This is a genomic window from Limnohabitans sp. (assembly GCF_044361645.1).
GTDB lineage: Bacteria > Pseudomonadota > Gammaproteobacteria > Burkholderiales > Burkholderiaceae_C > Limnohabitans_A.
The window spans coordinates 1-15,322 of record NZ_JBIKIL010000091.1; the positions used below are offsets into that span (position 1 = coordinate 1).

16 protein-coding genes and 2 tRNA genes are annotated in these 15,322 nt (G+C 58.9%); 8 read left to right on the top strand and 10 right to left on the bottom strand.

From position 1 onward, the window contains the following. From fliP to ACIQ39_RS13790, 6 genes are all read right to left on the bottom strand, one after another. Nucleotides 1–750: flagellar type III secretion system pore protein FliP (fliP, locus tag ACIQ39_RS13765; protein ID WP_396435174.1), on the bottom strand; the 750-nt coding region annotated here is incomplete at its 3' end. Next, on the bottom strand, nt 747–1,058 hold the full coding sequence (gene fliO, locus ACIQ39_RS13770) for a flagellar biosynthetic protein FliO (protein ID WP_396435175.1): 312 nt from the start codon (nt 1,056–1,058) through the stop codon (nt 747–749). The genes fliP and fliO, both read right to left, overlap by 4 nt. Nucleotides 1,059–1,079: 21 nt before the next feature. Then, entirely contained in the window at nt 1,080–1,391 is a 312-nt protein-coding gene (gene fliN / locus ACIQ39_RS13775) for a flagellar motor switch protein FliN (protein WP_396435176.1), read from the bottom strand. Nucleotides 1,392–1,450: 59 nt separating this feature from the next. Then, nucleotides 1,451–2,449 carry a flagellar motor switch protein FliM gene (gene fliM / locus ACIQ39_RS13780; protein WP_396435177.1) on the bottom strand — a complete coding sequence of 333 codons (999 nt, stop codon included), beginning with the start codon at nt 2,447–2,449 and terminating at the stop codon, nt 1,451–1,453. A 46-nt stretch (nt 2,450–2,495) separates the two neighbouring features. Next, nucleotides 2,496–3,074: a flagellar basal body-associated protein FliL gene (gene fliL, locus ACIQ39_RS13785; RefSeq protein ID WP_396435178.1), complete on the bottom strand. Its 579-nt coding sequence runs from the start codon at nt 3,072–3,074 to the stop codon at nt 2,496–2,498. A 23-nt stretch (nt 3,075–3,097) separates the two neighbouring features. Continuing rightward, nucleotides 3,098–4,627: a flagellar hook-length control protein FliK gene (locus tag ACIQ39_RS13790; protein ID WP_396435179.1), complete on the bottom strand. Its 1,530-nt coding sequence runs from the start codon at nt 4,625–4,627 to the stop codon at nt 3,098–3,100. 244 nt (nt 4,628–4,871) lie between these two features. On the opposite strand from ACIQ39_RS13790, the gene flhA reads away from it, so the two are divergent. The 7 genes from flhA (at nt 4,872) to fliS (ending at nt 11,925) form a co-directional block, all read left to right on the top strand. Continuing rightward, nucleotides 4,872–6,977, top strand: coding sequence for a flagellar biosynthesis protein FlhA (gene flhA, locus ACIQ39_RS13795; protein WP_396435180.1), 2,106 nt, complete (start codon nt 4,872–4,874; stop codon nt 6,975–6,977). A gap of 17 nt (nt 6,978–6,994) precedes the next feature. Beyond that, complete coding sequence (locus ACIQ39_RS13800; RefSeq protein ID WP_396435181.1) at nt 6,995–8,701, top strand: hypothetical protein; 1,707 nt, start codon at nt 6,995–6,997, stop codon at nt 8,699–8,701. After that, complete coding sequence (locus ACIQ39_RS13805) at nt 8,694–9,518, top strand: MinD/ParA family protein (RefSeq protein WP_396435182.1); 825 nt, start codon at nt 8,694–8,696, stop codon at nt 9,516–9,518. The genes ACIQ39_RS13800 and ACIQ39_RS13805 overlap by 8 nt, the downstream gene beginning before the upstream one ends. A gap of 5 nt (nt 9,519–9,523) precedes the next feature. Further along, complete coding sequence (fliA, locus tag ACIQ39_RS13810; RefSeq protein WP_396435183.1) at nt 9,524–10,234, top strand: RNA polymerase sigma factor FliA; 711 nt, start codon at nt 9,524–9,526, stop codon at nt 10,232–10,234. 24 nt (nt 10,235–10,258) lie between these two features. Beyond that, nucleotides 10,259–10,771, top strand: coding sequence for a hypothetical protein (locus tag ACIQ39_RS13815; protein WP_396435184.1), 513 nt, complete (start codon nt 10,259–10,261; stop codon nt 10,769–10,771). Between the two features lie 22 nt (nt 10,772–10,793). Next, nucleotides 10,794–11,423, top strand: coding sequence for a hypothetical protein (locus tag ACIQ39_RS13820; RefSeq protein WP_396435185.1), 630 nt, complete (start codon nt 10,794–10,796; stop codon nt 11,421–11,423). Nucleotides 11,424–11,502: 79 nt separating this feature from the next. Continuing rightward, nucleotides 11,503–11,925, top strand: coding sequence for a flagellar export chaperone FliS (gene fliS, locus ACIQ39_RS13825; protein WP_396435186.1), 423 nt, complete (start codon nt 11,503–11,505; stop codon nt 11,923–11,925). A 30-nt stretch (nt 11,926–11,955) separates the two neighbouring features. Here the strand turns inward: fliS and ACIQ39_RS13830 are convergent, their stop codons facing one another. From ACIQ39_RS13830 to hemH, 4 genes are all read right to left on the bottom strand, one after another. Further along, nucleotides 11,956–12,351 carry a potassium channel family protein gene (locus tag ACIQ39_RS13830; RefSeq protein WP_396435187.1) on the bottom strand — a complete coding sequence of 132 codons (396 nt, stop codon included), beginning with the start codon at nt 12,349–12,351 and terminating at the stop codon, nt 11,956–11,958. A 96-nt stretch (nt 12,352–12,447) separates the two neighbouring features. Next, nucleotides 12,448–12,524 (bottom strand) — tRNA-Arg (locus ACIQ39_RS13835). A 163-nt stretch (nt 12,525–12,687) separates the two neighbouring features. Further along, nucleotides 12,688–12,764: transfer RNA gene (locus ACIQ39_RS13840), tRNA-Pro, on the bottom strand. Nucleotides 12,765–12,827: 63 nt separating this feature from the next. Continuing rightward, entirely contained in the window at nt 12,828–13,916 is a 1,089-nt protein-coding gene (gene hemH, locus ACIQ39_RS13845; RefSeq protein WP_396435188.1) for a ferrochelatase, read from the bottom strand. A 19-nt stretch (nt 13,917–13,935) separates the two neighbouring features. Between hemH and ACIQ39_RS13850 the strand changes: the two genes are divergently transcribed. Next, entirely contained in the window at nt 13,936–14,640 is a 705-nt protein-coding gene (locus ACIQ39_RS13850) for an HAD family hydrolase (RefSeq protein WP_396435189.1), read from the top strand. Nucleotides 14,641–15,322 lie beyond the last annotated feature (682 nt).

Consider the following 15,322-nt stretch of genomic DNA (forward strand, 5'->3'; position numbering starts at 1 on the left):
GGGCATGGCAAAGCTGCCAGCCAGTGAGCCCATGATCAGGCTCCAGCCGTCAACCAGCACGAACAACATGAGTTTGAAGGGCATCGAAATCATCATGGGCGAGAGCATCATCATGCCCATGGACATCAGCACGCTGGCCACAATCAGGTCAATCACGACAAACGGGATGTAGATCAAAAAGCCGATGGTGAAGGCGCTTTTGAGCTCAGAGGTCAAGAAGGCCGGCACCAGTGTGGTGAAGGGCACATCTTGCGGGCTGGTGAAGTTGGTGTTGCGCGCGATTTCCATGAACATGGCGATGTCGTCTTCGCGGGTTTGCAAGAGCATGAAGGCGCGTATGGGTTTTTCGGCAGCGGCCAGCGCATTGTCAAAACTCATGCCTTGGTTCATGTAGGGCAAAAGCGCGGTTTGGTAGACCTCGGTGAGCACCGGGGTCATGACAAACAGCGTCAGGAACAGCGCCAAACCAACGATGACCATGTTGGGCGGGGTCTGCCCCGTGCCCAGCGCTTGGCGCAGCAGCGACATGACGATCACGATGCGCACAAAGGCCGTCATCATGAGCAGCAAAGAGGGCAGCACCGACAGCGTGGTCATGAGTGCCAGCAGCTGCAAGGTCAGGCTGTATTGGCTGCCCCGTGCGGTGTTGGTGACGGTGATGGCGGGCATGCTGGCCTGCGCCTGGGCCAACAAGGGCAGCAAGCTCAAGAGCAAGATCAAGATCAGCCCAAGGCTGAGGTGGCGCTTCATGGTGTGGTGTCTTTGTGGGTTTCGGCCAACGGGACCACTGGGCTGGGCCAAGCGGTCAGGGCGGTCATTTGGTGTGCGGTCACACCAATCAGCACGTCTTGCCCGTCCATTTGGATGAGCACGACTTTTTGTCTGGGCCCGATGGACAGACTCTCGATGTGCTGCAGGCGTTGGGTGCTTTTGCGCATGAACGGCCCGGCGTTTTGCATTTTGCGCAGGCCCCACAAGGTGGCCAGCAACAAACCGATGACCAGCGCAAAGCTGAGCAGGTATTGCAGTGCATCAAAAAAGCTCAAACCGGTGTTCATGAAAGGCTGTCCGTTGGGGGGTCAGAGGTTGTCCAGCCGTTCGGAGGCGGGCACCACGCGAGTCAAACGGATGCCATAGCGGTCGTTCACCAGCACCACTTCGCCTTGGGCCACGACGGTGTTGTTGACCAGCAGATCGAGGGGTTCGCCCGCGATGCGGTCGAGCTCGACCACGCTGCCCTGTGTCAGGCGCATCAGGTCGCGGATTTTGATCTGCGCACGGCCCACCTCAATGGACAGGGTGACCGGGATGTTTTGCAGCACATCGGTGTGAATTTGGCCTTTGTCAGACCCTTCGGTCTGGGCATCGGCGTTGGCGTTGAGTTCGCTCATGGGCGTTCCTTTGATGGGGGTACGGTTGATCGCATCGGGTGGGCAAATGCTTGGGCGTGTCAGCTCGGTGTGTTGGGGCTGATGGGGTGAACCACCTTGACCGCCACTTGGCTGCCCATGGCACCGACCTCGACTTCGTAGACCGGCATGTCTTGAATCACGGCGCGTGCGAAATCGCCTTTTTTGAAGGGCAACACGTCGCCGGGCTGCATGCTTTGGAGCTGCTGCAAAGAGATGCTGAGTTTGCCCAGCAAGACTTGGATTTCAAGTTCCGCGTCGTGCACAGCGTCGGCCAAATGCGCGCGCCACACTTTGTCGGAGTCTTCGTTGCCGTCCCCCGATTGCACACGGCTGCGCAACAAGTCACGCACCGGTTTGAGGGCCACATAGGGGATGACCATGTCCACAAATCCAGAGCCTTGGGAGGTGGCCTCAGATTCAAATCGGCTGAGGATGACCAGGTCGTTTTCGTCCACGATCTGGGCAAACTGGGGGTTGATCTCAGAGCTGATGTGCTCAAAGTCGACGGGGGTCAGTGGTGACCAAGCCTCTTTGAATGACCTGAAAAACACCTGCAAAATGATTTTGATGATGCGCGTTTCAGTGGGGGTAAAGAGTCGGCCGGGCGGCAACTGGCCCACGCCACGGCCAAAGCCACCAAAAAAGCTGTCCAGCGAGCTGAACACCACGGTGGGTTCGATCACCACCATGGCATAGCCGCGCAGGGGGCTCATGCGCACGATGTTGACCGACAGCGGGGCTTTCAGTTCGTTGAGGTAGTCGCCAAAGCGCACGATTTGGGTCCGTGTCGGGTTCATGCGTGGGCTGGTGCGCAGCACTTCGAGCATGCCAAGGCGGAACAAGCGGATGAAGCGCTCGTTGATCATGTCCAGCGACGCCACGTTGACGCCCAGGCTGCTGTCCTCGGCGGCCAGATCGTGTTTGCGCACCTGCACATCCACGTTGTAGCCAGATTGCATGTCCAGACTGCCGTCGCCAAACCCGGCGGACAAAGCGGCCAGTTCTTCTTGGGACAACAGGGATTGGGTTTCAGCCATGGTGAAAGGGGCTCAGGTTGGGACTCGGGTGGGGCTCAAGAGGGGCTCACTGCACCACAAAACTGGTGAAATAAACTTCTTCGATACCGCCAAAGTCCTCGAACTTTTCCAGCACCGCATTCATTTCAGAGCGTATTTTTTCGGCCAATTTTTTGCGGAAGTCAGATTCTCCGAGCTCGGCCTCGGTGGTCTGGCGCATGACGTCCAGGGCCGCAGAGCGCAGCGCGAATTCATGCTTTTTGACGTTTTTGAAAACCCGCTCGTCGTAGTGGGTCATGATGGCCAGTTGCACCTGTATCACTTTGCGCGAGTTGGTCAAGTTGGCCAACATGTCCTTTTCGATTTCCAAGTAATGGTTTTCAAAACGGGTCAACTCTGGGGTGTCTTTGGTCACTTTGGTGGGCCCCGCGTTTTTGGCAGGGTCGTTGGCTGCAGCGGCTTGCTCTTCGAGCGCTTTGAGTTGGGCTTCGGCGGCAGCCTCGTCCTTTTTGTCGAAAAAGCCGGTGACAAACAGCGTGCCAAACACGGTGCCCACCAAAAGCAACAGGGCGACCACCGCGATCAAAACGATCTTGACGATGGGCGATTTCTTTTTGCCTTCAACTTCGGTGTCTTCTTCAGCCATGGTGTGTCCTCATTTGCTTGCTGTTAGACCATCACGTCCAGGCCCTCTTGGGGTGTCTTGACATGGGGTGCTCGGGTGTTCGCTGTGGCGGCGGTTTCTTGGCCATTTGTGCCGTTGGCGGCAGGCGCTTGTTGGGGCGATCTGGGTGTCGGATCTCCGCCACTTTGACCAGTTTGTCCGTTGCCTACATGGATGGAAGCAACATCCATGCCCATTTGTGCCAGGGTCTCTTTGAGTTTGCCCATGCCGTCTTGCAACAGGTCGCGGGTGATGGCGTTGGGCGCGGTGAACACGGCATCAAACTCGCCGCTGCGCATGCGCATCTCGACCTCAATGTGCCCCAGCGTGGCGGGTCTGAGTTGGAGTTTGAGGTGCCACTGGCCCTTTTCCATTTCAGACAAAATGCGCTGGCCGACCGCTTGGCCCATTTTGTCGGCCAGGTTTTGGATGTTTTCACTGCGCGCGGTGGCGCTGGAAAGCTCTGTTGGTGTGGCTGCGCCTGCCGGTTCTGAGCGGGCAGCAGCTTGGGCATCCCAGCGCGCGGCAAAGTTGGCATAGGCCGCGCCTTGCGTGCCTGTGGTCTGGGTGGCTTGGGCGCTGTCGCTGCTTTTGTCCAACAAGCGGCTGAGCAGCTCGGGGCTGCATGCTTCACCCAGATCCAGTTCGCTTTCGCTGATGTCGGGGCCCTTGGGTGTCGTGGCGGTCTCTTGCAAAACGCCAGCCATCAGGCTGCGCTGCATCCAGACGGCGGCCGGTGGAGGCATGCGCAGCAGCTGCACGGGCAAGCCGTCTTCTGTGCTGTCTGTTGTGCTGGGGCTGGGGTTGGGGTTGGGTTTTTTATCAGAACTGACACCGTCCGCCATGGCCCCCAAGGCCGCCAAGGCCTGTGCAGCAACTTGCAGCGCTGCCGTTGGGGCTGTGTTGGCGCTCTCTGCCGTGGCCGACTGGCCTGCGGCCGACTGGCCAAGAGGGGGCAAAAAGACGCCCGCAGTCAAGCCCAGCGGTGCAGTGACCCCAGCCGGTGGCTGGCCGGTGGCGTTGGCTGTGTTCAAAGCCGTGGCCAAGGCTGCAGGGCTGTCCGCAACAACGGCCATGGGGGTGGCCATGGGGGTGGTCGTCGGTGTGGGCGTCGGTGTGGGCGTTGTCGTGGTCAATTTGCCAAACAGCCAATGGACCGCTTTGTCGTCGAGTCCTTGCGCGCGCGCAAACGCCTCCAGGCTTTGTGAGTCTGGCGCGGCCCTGGCTGGGGTGATCACGTTCAGGTGGGGGCCAAGTGTCATTTCTTGCAGGGGCCAGGCGGGCCCGGGCACGGCGGTTTCAGCGCCCATGGCCCATGTGTCGGCCAACTCTTGCCCATCGGTCAGGCCTGGGCTGGGCGCGGTCAGTGTCAAGTCGGTGCTTGATTTTTCAGTCTGCAGTTGCAGCATGTCGCTCATGAGTTGGCCAAAGCTGGCGCTTTCGGGCGAAGCCATGCCCTCTGAGTGGGGTTCCAAATTGCCTGCATGGGCGCTGCTGGCCGCAGTGCCGAGGGCGTCGCTGAGAGTCATTGTCATGGTTTGCCATTTTCAACGTGGTTAGATCGGGCACCCGTTTGAAAAGCGGTGCGGTCAAAGCTTGCCGTTTTTCAGGGGGTGCCAAGTGTTGAGCAATTTGCGCACCAACTTGAGCGCTTGCCAAAGGCTTTAACGCCTGGCGCTGCGGCTGGGGTGTCGATGGACTTGGCACGTGCTTTGCTTAATGGGAATGAGATAGCTGCACAAAAAACAAACTGACTCCTTTTAGGCCCTGACCTTGACCATGAACACTTTGACCCTGTCAACGATCCGACAGAGCTTGTCGCGCTACGACTTGGCAGGCTTGGGCGTTCCCGCCCTGGTGCTGGTCATCATGGCCATGTTGGTGGTGCCTTTGCCACCGCTTTTGCTGGACATTTTGTTCACTTTCAACATCGTGATTGGTCTGGTGATCATCATGGTGGCGATTGGGACACGCAAACCATTGGAGTTTTCATCGTTTCCATCGATTTTGCTGTTTGCCACCATGTTGCGTTTGGCCCTGAATGTGGCCTCCACCCGGGTGATTCTGGTCAATGGCCATGAAGGCCCAGAAGCAGCAGGCCAAGTGATCGCTGCTTTTGGTGAGTTCGTGATCGCCGGAAACTACCTGGTAGGTTTCATCATTTTCGTGATTTTGATGATTGTCAACTTTTTTGTGGTGACCAAGGGTGCTGGACGCGTCTCTGAGGTCAATGCCCGCTTCACTTTGGATGCCATGCCCGGCAAACAGATGTCGATCGATGCGGACCTGAACGCTGGTGTGATCGACCAAGAAACCGCCAAAAAACGGCGTGAAGAGCTGTCACAAGAATCCGACTTTTTTGGCTCCATGGACGGTGCCTCCAAGTTTGTCAGCGGTGACGCCTTGGCCGGTTTGCTGATTTTGTTGTTGAACATTGTGGGCGGTTTGGCCATCGGCATGAGCCAGCACAACTTGTCTGCGGGTGATGCAAGCCGCATTTATGTGTTGTTGACCATTGGCGATGGGCTGGTGGCGCAGATTCCGGCTTTGTTCTTGTCCTTGGCCACGGCCATCATCGTGACCCGCGTGACCACTTCGGAGTCGATGACCGAGCAGGCCACCAGCCAACTGGCAAATGTGCCGGCCTTGTTCATCACGGCCGGTATTTTGACCATTTTGGGCTTGGTGCCCGGCATGCCGCACATGGTGTTTTTGACCTTGGCCGCGGCGACCGCTGGCTTGGCGTTCATGGTCTTGCGCAAAGAAATGATGCTGGAGCAAAAGGCCGCAGCGCCAGCTGCGCCTGCCAACGAAGGGCCCAAAGAACTGGATTGGGACGATGTGGAGCAGGTGGATTTGATCGGTTTGGAAATTGGTTACGGCCTGATTCCCTTGGTCAACCAAGAGTCGGGCGGGCAGTTGATGGCGCGCGTCAAAGGTGTGCGCAAAAAACTCTCGGCCGAATTGGGTTTCTTGGTGCAGCCGGTGCGCATTCGCGATGCCCTGAGCTTGGAGCCGGACGCCTACCACATTGTTTTGAACGGCGTGGTGCGCGGCCGGGGCGAAGTCAAGGTGGGCCGCGAGCTGGCCATCAACCCAGGCAAGGTGTATGGCAAGGTCGAAGGTCAACCCACCAAAGAGCCCGCTTTTGGCTTGGAGGCGGTGTGGATCGAGCCCGTTTGGCGCGACCAGGCCCGTGCATTGGGCTATACCGTGGTCGACCCGAGCACGGCCATCGCCACCCACATGAACAAGGTTTTGCGTGACAGCGCCCATGAGTTGCTGAGCCACGATGAGGCCCAAAAGCTGCTCGACAAATTGGCGGCCAAGTCGCCCAAGCTGGTGGAAGAGTTGGTGCCCGGCAAGCTGTCACTGGGTGTGGTGACCCGCACGCTGCAAAACTTGTTGCAAGAATCGGTGCCGATCCGCGACATGCGCACCGTGGTCGAGGCCTTGACCGAGGTCAGCGGCCGTACCCAAGACCCGGACCAATTGGCCCAGCTCGTTCGCCCCAAATTGGGCCGCATGATTGTGCAAGGTTTGCTCGACAACCGCGACACTTTGTCGGTCTTGACCCTGGACCCCCAACTTGAGCAATTGCTGCACAACGTGCTGCAACAAAACAACGGCTCGGCTGGCATGGTGCTGGAGCCCGGCTTGGCCGAAGGCTTGTTTGCCGCCCTGCGCGAAAGCGCCCGCAGCACCGAAGAAGAGGGGTTTGCTGCGGTGTTGGTGGTCTCGCCCGCGATTCGGCCTTGGATGTCCAAGGCGGTGCGCCACCGCGTGAGCGACCTGACGGTGCTCTCTTACAGCGAAATTCCGGACGATCAGCCCGTCAAGGTGATCAACACCGTCCAAGCCAACCCCCGCAACACCCCTCAGTGACCAAGGCCCAATAGATCATGGAACTCAAACGCATACTTGCCCGCGACAGCCGCTCAGCCAATGAAAAGGCCATCCAGCTTTATGGTGCCAACGTGTTGGTCATCTCTAGCCAGCGACTTGACAATCAGATCGAGCTGATTGTGGCGGTGGATTTTGAGCCCGAGGGCACGGCGCCGGTGGCACAAACAGCCGTGGCGGCCGTTGAGGCCCGCGCCGAAGCGGCGGACGAAACAGCGGACGAAACGGCCTTTGTGCCCTTCTCTCAATTGTTTCAAACGGCCAGTGCTTTTGCGCCCTTGCCCTCAGAAGCCCGACCAGTGCAAGCCCTTGACTTGGCGGCGTCGGCGCACGGTGTTCAGCCAGCGCTGAGCGCGCTCAAGCCCTTGGACAGCAGTGCAGTCGCCCAGCAGGCCCAGCAGGCCCAGCAGGCCCAGCAGGCCCAGCAGGCCCAGCAGGCCCAGCAGGCCCAGCAGGCCCAGCAGGTCCAACAGATGAACCACGAGCAACAGCGCAACCAGGAAATCGTGACCATGATGCGTCAAGAAATGGCCGCCTTGCGCCAAGAGTTCAGCCTGTCGCGCCAAATGATGCCTTGGCAAGAGGGCTTGCGTTTGTCGCCCGCTGTGCAGCAGTTGTCTGTGGCCATGAGCGAGGCGGGCGTGCCTGCGGGTTTGCGCGCTTTGCTGACCGACAGCATTCAGGGGCTGGACAACGCGCCGCAAGCTTTGGCGGTCATGCACAGTTTGCTGGTCAACGCCTTGAGCCGTCCAGCGGTGGCCATGCCCATGTCGGGCGTGCATGCGCTGTGCGGCCCCTCGGGCGCTGGCAAAAGTTTGATGGTGGGCCGCTTGGCGCTGGCTGCAGCACAGGCGCATGGCGCGCAAAACCAGGCCCTGGTGAGTTTTGCCGACCAGCGCCCAGGCGCCTGGGCACAGATGCAATTGCTGGCAGCCCAATCGGGTGTGGCCTGTTATCGCGCCACCGACTCGGACATGCTGAGAACCTTGCTGGACGATCTGGTCGGCAAAACGGTTTGGATCGACACCTGCGGCACCGATTTTTCGGGCCAAGCGCAGCTGCTGTTGAGCCAGCATCCCATGGTCTTGCGCCACGCGGTCTTGCCTGTTGATGCTACAGTGACCAGCGTGCAAAAAATACTCCAAAACTCGGCCCTGCCATGGGCATCGTTGATGCTCAGCAAGGTGGACGAGGCCGCTTACCCATGGGCCTTGATCAAAGGTTTGTCGGAGCAAAGCCTGCCAGTCTCCTGCATGGCTGGCGACAGCCGCATCGTTCAAGCGCCGGTCGGTTTTGATGCGGATCGCTTGGTTCAGTTGGCTTTGTCGCCCTTGTCCACATCGGCCCCAATGGCACCAATGGCACCACTGGCCCCAATGGCCCCAGTCGCATTCGCAACATCGCCAGCTGTCGCGCTGCAGCCAACCCCTTTCACGCCGGAAGCCTCGATGCCCAGTGCCGCTCCCCATGCCTGCCCCGCCGTGTTGGCCAGCGCCCCTGTGCGCCGCCCGCGCGCCAAGAAGCAGGCGGCTGCACCCAGCGCAGCGCCGCAAGTCGATGGCGCAATGGGGGCTTCGGTGTACGCCTTCACCTTGCAGGCCGACCCCGATATTTTGATTCCCACCATGCAGGGCGCGCTGCCGCTGTCGTCCACGCGCAAAAAATCGGCCAACCGCACCGGTGCTTTGAAAGTCACCCATGGATAAGTCCTTATTTCCCCAAATCATTGGCGTGGCCAGTGGCAAGGGTGGGGCGGGCAAAACCACCGTGTCCATCAACATGGCGGTGGCCTTGGTCTTGCGTGGTCACAAGGTGATGCTGCTGGATGCCGACCTGGGCATGGCGAATGCCCAAATCGCCTTGGGCGCACACGCAGCTTTCAACATCAGCCATGTGCTGTCGGGCGAAAAAACGCTGGAAGAGGTGTTGGTGACCACCAAGCAAGGCATACGCCTGGTGCCGGGGTCTTCGGGTCTGCGCGACATTGCGGCACTGGACAGCCAACAAATTGCCCACATGATCCACGCGTTTGACGCTTTGCAAGAGCCTGTGGACTACCTGATTGTCGATGTGGCTGCAGGCATCGCCCCGGCCGTGCTGTCCTTCATGGCCGCATGCCAACGCCGCTTTGTGGTGGTGTGCGACCAGCCCTCATCCATTGCCGATGCTTACGGCCTGATCAAGGTCATGGCCACCGAGCAGTCTTTGGACGAAATTTATTTGATTCCCAACATGGTGGGCAGCGCGCACGAGGGCCGGCAATTGCATCGCCGCTTGAACGATGTGTGCACCCGGTTTTTAGGCATTTCGCTCAAGCCTTTGCCTGGCATTGAGGCCGACGAACTGGTCTTGCAGTCGCTGCGCAAGTACCAATCGGTGCTGGAGTTTGCCCCGGGCAGCGCGGCGGCCCGCGACTTCCGCGCTTTGGCAGATGCCATTGACCACCTGCCTGCCATCGATGGCGCTTCGGGGCGGGTGCAGTTTTTTGCGCAGCGCATGCTCCGTTCGCCATTTCAGGGTTGATTGCCATGGCCAGCACCGTTTCCCTTTACGAGCAGGTGGACAACCGGCACGAATCCTTGATCATCGCGCACATGCCCATGGTCAAGCGTGTGGCCATTCATTTGAAGGTACGCGTTCCGCCATTCATGGAGCTGGACGAGTTGATCCAAGTGGGAATGGTGGGCTTGATTGAGGCGGCACGCTCGTTTGACCCGACCAAAGGCTTCGAGTTTGAGCACTTTGCCTTGAGCCGCGTGCGGGGCGCAATTTTGGACGAGGTGCGCAGGCAGTCGTTTTTGCCCCGCTCTGCGGTCGCATTCAACAAAAGTGAAAACGAGGCGGTGCACGTGTTGGCGGCTGAGCTGGGGCGCACCCCCACGCACGCCGAGCTGGCCCTGTTCATGGGCAAAGAAATCGACGAATTCCAGCGTGAGCGCGGCCAAGCCAAGCGTTTCGAGACGTTTTCAATGGAGGTCGTCAACGACGAAGTCATGAGCATGCCGGGTGACCGGTCGATGCAGCCCGAAGTGATGGTGGAAGAGGCCGAGTTCATGGACGCCGTGGTGCAAGCCATTGACGACTTGCCAGAGCGCGAAAAACTGGTGATGAACCTTTATTACGTGGAGGAGTTGAACCTCAAAGAGATTGGCGAAGTCCTGAGCGTGAGCGAATCCAGGGTGAGCCAAATCCTGTCCACAGTGGTCAAAAAACTCCGGGTAAATTTGCAGGTGGGGTGATGAAATGATAAAATTATCACAATCATGTTTTCCATATTTTCCCCCAAAAGCCCTGACGATGAGATGAAAAAAGCGCAGGCGCTCTTTGAGAAAGTGATCGCCAGCAAGTCAGACTCTCGTGAAGCCCGAAGCCTGCGCATTCGAATGGGTTTGCTTTGCCGAGCCCACTTGGACAAATCATTCGTCACAGGTGCCGAGCAAATGGCCTCTTGGCAAGAACTGGCGGCTTTGGCCATCGCCAATGGCAAAGAAAAACCCCCAGCGCCCGAGCCCTCGGTGTTCCAAAAAATCAAATCTGGCGAAAACGAGATTTATGTTTATCTGCCAGAAGAGTACGCGCATGCGGCCCATCTGCTGGGAGGGCGCTACCAAAGCGCCGACATTCCCGCTTTGCAGGCCATTGACACCATGCAAGGCTTGGCCAATCAAATTTGTCTGTACGAACTGCGCTTGAGCGAACCTTTTCAGGTTTTACAGTTTTTGCGGGACGAATTGTCCCAATCACCCGATAATCAAAGCACCTCAGGAGTGGCTTGAGACCCTTTAAAACCGATCAAACATGAGCCGTATGGAACCTTTTGTGTTGGCTTTCATCGCCATTGGCCTTTTGATCGTGTTGGTGTTCATCATTTATTTGGTCGACCGGGTCAACGCCATCGAAAAAGAAACCCGTCTGGTTGCGCAATCTCTGAACGGTCAAAAAGAGCCGCCCTCCTTGGGGCCTTTTGCGGGTTTGTCTTCCAAAAAACTGTGGGATGCGATGACTGGCCGAGTGCCCGAGGGCATGGACCCGTCTGTTTTGGTGGAAGTCAGAGAGCGTTATGAGCTGGTTTTGCAAAAACACATCGAAGCCATCTTCCAAGAAGGCGTCAAAGACGGCCAGCGAGGTTTGACTGGCGAGCCCAAAAACACCAAACTCATTGCCACTTTGCGCGGCCCGGTGGAGTCTTGGCTGCCCTCTGCCCAGGTCAACACCCTCTACAAATGCGGCATTGACAGCACGCAATCGCCGCCAGAGCAGTGGGATGCGGTGCGCAGCGCGCTCGATGAGGCGGGGCAATTGCTCTACAGCAAAGCACTGATCAACCAGACTCAAGCCTTGTCCATGACGCTGTGGCCCCAAGCAGTGGCGCAACCCAGCGCGCAGGCTGAAGCGCAAACACCCAGCTTGCCGCCCGCCGCTTCCTGAAAAATGGCCGCTCAGGGCCTCAAGTTTGCGCAGACCCTTCCGATACTCTTTACACAAGCAGTTGATAAAGGGTTTTACTATGCGTGCATATTCAAGAGCGGCTCAAAGCTACGGTTTGGTTCAAGTGGTCACGGGCGTGGCCACAGCCGACAATGTTCAGCTGATCCAAATGCTGTTCGACGGACTGACCGAGAGCTTGGCGTGCGCCAAAGGCCACATCCAAAACAACGCCATCGAAGAAAAGTCCAAGGCCTTGTCGCGTGCCGGTCGGATTGTGGTGGGTTTGCAAGGGGCCTTAGATTTTGAGCGCGGCGGTGAGTTGGCGCAAAACCTCAACGAACTCTACGCTTATGTCACGCGGCGTCTGTTCCACGTCAACGCCTTCAACGACTTGGCAGTTTTGGACGAGGTGCAAAGCCTGATCAAAGACATTGCGGAGGCATGGAAAAGCTTACCCAGCTTGCTGGGTCAAACCCAACCGGCCATGCGTTACGCCAATTAAGGGGCGTGCGCCGCTTCAGCAGCAGCCCCTTCACGGGGCTGTTTTGGTGGGCGCATCGGCTGGGGTGTTTCGGCCTGTCATTTCCACATTGGCCATGGTGTTCTGGGCCTGCTTGTCGCTCAGCTTGAAAGCTTTTTTCATTTGCTCAAGGCGGGCGATTTCGTCCTCGTGCAATTCACCATTTTGAAGCGCCTGGCGCAACTCGGCCTCAAAAATGGCGCGTCGGCGGGCCAATTGGTTGGCAAAGGCATTGGCCACAATGCCGGTGAGCAAGGCCACGGTGCACACGCCCAGGAAGGCCGTCATGACAGCGATGAGTTTGCCCACCCAAGTCAGGGGGGTCACATCGCCATAACCCAAGCGGTCTTGTGCATGGTGACCCTCCAAAATTTCCAAATACCGGGTTTGCAGCGATTTTTTGTGCATGTTCGATTTTGCGGATTTGGAATGGAGTCCCAATCATTTCAGAGGCGCGCATTGTGTTGGCCCCGGGTCGCGGCTTGAGCTTGGTGTTGAGCGAGATGGTCTGCCCGACAGGGATCGAACCTGTGACCCACAGCTTAGAAGGCTGTTGCTCTATCCAACTGAGCTACGGGCAGATGAAACACAAAAGGCCCGTTCAGGGCCTTTTTCTTTACACAAAGGCCCGTTCAGGGCCTTTTTCGTTGCACAAAGACCTGTTGAGGGCCTTTTTCTTTATATGAAAGGCCCGTTGAGGGCCTTTTTCGGTGGTCAATGGTGTGCGCTGCTGGGCACTGAGGGTGGTCGGAGCGGCGGGATTCGAACTCGCGACCCTCTGCTCCCAAAGCAGATGCGCTACCAGGCTGCGCTACGCTCCGACTGGACGGTATTCTAACCTCCAAACCAGAGCGGGAAAGGTCAGCGTCCAAAAAAATCGCGATTCAGTTGGCCGACCCTTGGGCGAGGGCGCGCGTGCGGCTGGCGGCCAGTGCCGCTTCGTCGGGCGCTGACAAGTCCCAGGTCTGCATGTGGTCTAGGCTGATGTCAGCCAAGGCCTCGATCCACTGGGCATGGTTGTTCAAGCAAGGGATGTAGCTGAACTTCTCACCGCCCGCATGCAAAAACGCTTCTTTGGCTTCGAGCTGAATTTCTTCCAGCGTCTCCAGGCAATCGCTGGTGAAACCCGGACAAATCACATCGATGGATTTGACGCCTTGACCGGCCATGGCCACCATGGTGGGTTCGGTGTAAGGCTCCAGCCACTTGGCTTTGCCAAAGCGTGACTGAAATGTCAGCTTGTACTGGTCTTTGCTCAGGCCCAAGGCTTCAGCGAGCAAACGGCCGGTTTTCAGGCACTCGCAGTGGTAAGGATCGCCCAGTTGCAAGGTGCGTTCGGGCACACCGTGAAAGCTCATCACCAACTGCTCGGATCGGCCATGCTCGGCCCAGTGTTCGCGCACGGTTTGCGCCAATGCGGCAATGTAACGCCGGTCGTCGTGGTAGTGGTTGACAAAGCGCAGCTCGGGAATCAGCCGGGTTTTCAGACCCCAGCGGTAAACCGCGTCGAACACGCTGGCGGTGGTGGTGCCGCTGTATTGAGGGTAGGCGGGCAAGATCAACACACGCTGCACGCCTTCGGCCTTGAGCGCGTTGAGTTGTGCGGCAACGGACGGCTGACCGTAGCGCATGGCGTAACGCACGCTGACGTGGTGGCCACGCGCTTGCAAGGCGGCCCCCAGCGATTGGGCCTGTTGTTCGGTGAAAGCTTTCAGGGGCGAGCCCTGTTCGGTCCAGATGCTGGCGTACTTGGCCGCCGATTTGGCGGGACGCACGCGCAAAATGATGCCGTGCAAGATCAGCCACCAGATGGGCTTGGGGATTTCGACCACACGGCTGTCGCCCAAAAACTCGGCCAAGTACTTGCGCAGGGCGGGGGCGGTGGGGGCGCTGGGCGTGCCCAGGTTGCAATACAGAACGGCCGTGCGGGCTGCTTGACCATGCTGAAAGGAGGGTTCTAGTTGAAATGCCATGCGGTATTCTCCCACCACCATGATTGACATTTCCCGAATCAAAGCCATTACCCTCGATCTCGATGACACATTGTGGCCCGTCTGGCCCACCATCCAACGGGCCGAGGCCGTGTTGACGGCATGGTTGACCACGCATGCACCCAGCACCGCAGCACTCTCGGCCAACGCCGAACTCAAACAAGCGGTGCGGGCCCAGATCAACGCCCGCCATGCCGACCGGGCCCATGATTTGTCGTTTTTGCGCCTGCAGTCCATTCGCGCGCTGTTGCAGCAAGCTGGCGATCCCGTGCACTTGGCCGAGCCTGCTTTTGAAGCCTTTTTTGCCGAACGCCAGCGGGTGGATTTGTTTGACGATGCCTTGCCCGCACTGGCGTTTTGGAGCCAGCGCTACCCAGTGGTGGCCCTGTCCAATGGCAATGCCGACGTGCACCGCGTGGGCATTGGCCAGCACTTTCATGCCAGCGTGAGCGCCCAGTCGCTGGGCGTGGCCAAGCCCGATTTGCGCATTTTTGCGGCCGGGGCCGAGGCCGCTGGCGTGCAGCCGCATGAGGTGCTGCACATCGGCGACGACGCCCATGCCGACGGTGTGGGGGCCTTGGCCGCTGGCATGCAGGTGGTTTGGCTCAACCGCGAAGGCCATGTCTGGACCCACGGCGATGTGCGGACGCATTTGGAGGTACGAGACTTGCACGCTTTGTGTGCTTGCTGGCCTGAATACGCTTGAGTGGTCTTTGCGCACGCCCCCTTTTCATTGACAGCGCAGCCCCTGTCATTGCGAACCCCCTCTGTCACGGACAGCCTACCCAGTGTCATTGCGAGCCCTTCAACCCCGTCATTGCGAGCGAAGCGCGGCAATCCATCAAGGCGCCTAGACCCGAGCGTTGCTGCACAATCCGGCGACAAAACTGGACGGCCACGTCGCAAGCTCCTCGCCGTGACGGGGGGTGGTCATTGCGAGGCTCCCCCTGTACCGCGCGAGCACCCTTTGTCATTGACAGCGTACCCCCGTCATTGCGAGCGAAGCGCGGCAATCCATCAAGGCGCCTAGACCCGTGCGCTGCTGCACAATCCGGCGACAAAACTGGACGGCCACGTCGCAAGCTCCTCGCCGTGACGGGGAGTGGTGTCATTGCGAGCTCCCCTGTATCGCGCGAGCACCCTTTGTCATTGACAGCGTACCCCCGTCATTGCGAGGCCTTCAACCCCGTCATTGCGAGCGAAGCGCGGCAATCCATCAAGGCACCTAGACCCGAGCGCTGCTGCACAATCCGGCGACAAAACTGGACGGCCACGTCGCAAGCTCCTCGCCGTGACGGGGGGTGGTCATTGCGAGCCCTTTCTCCCCCGTCATTGCGAGCCCTTCAACCCCGTCATTGCGAGCGAAGCGCGGCAATCCATCAAGGCGC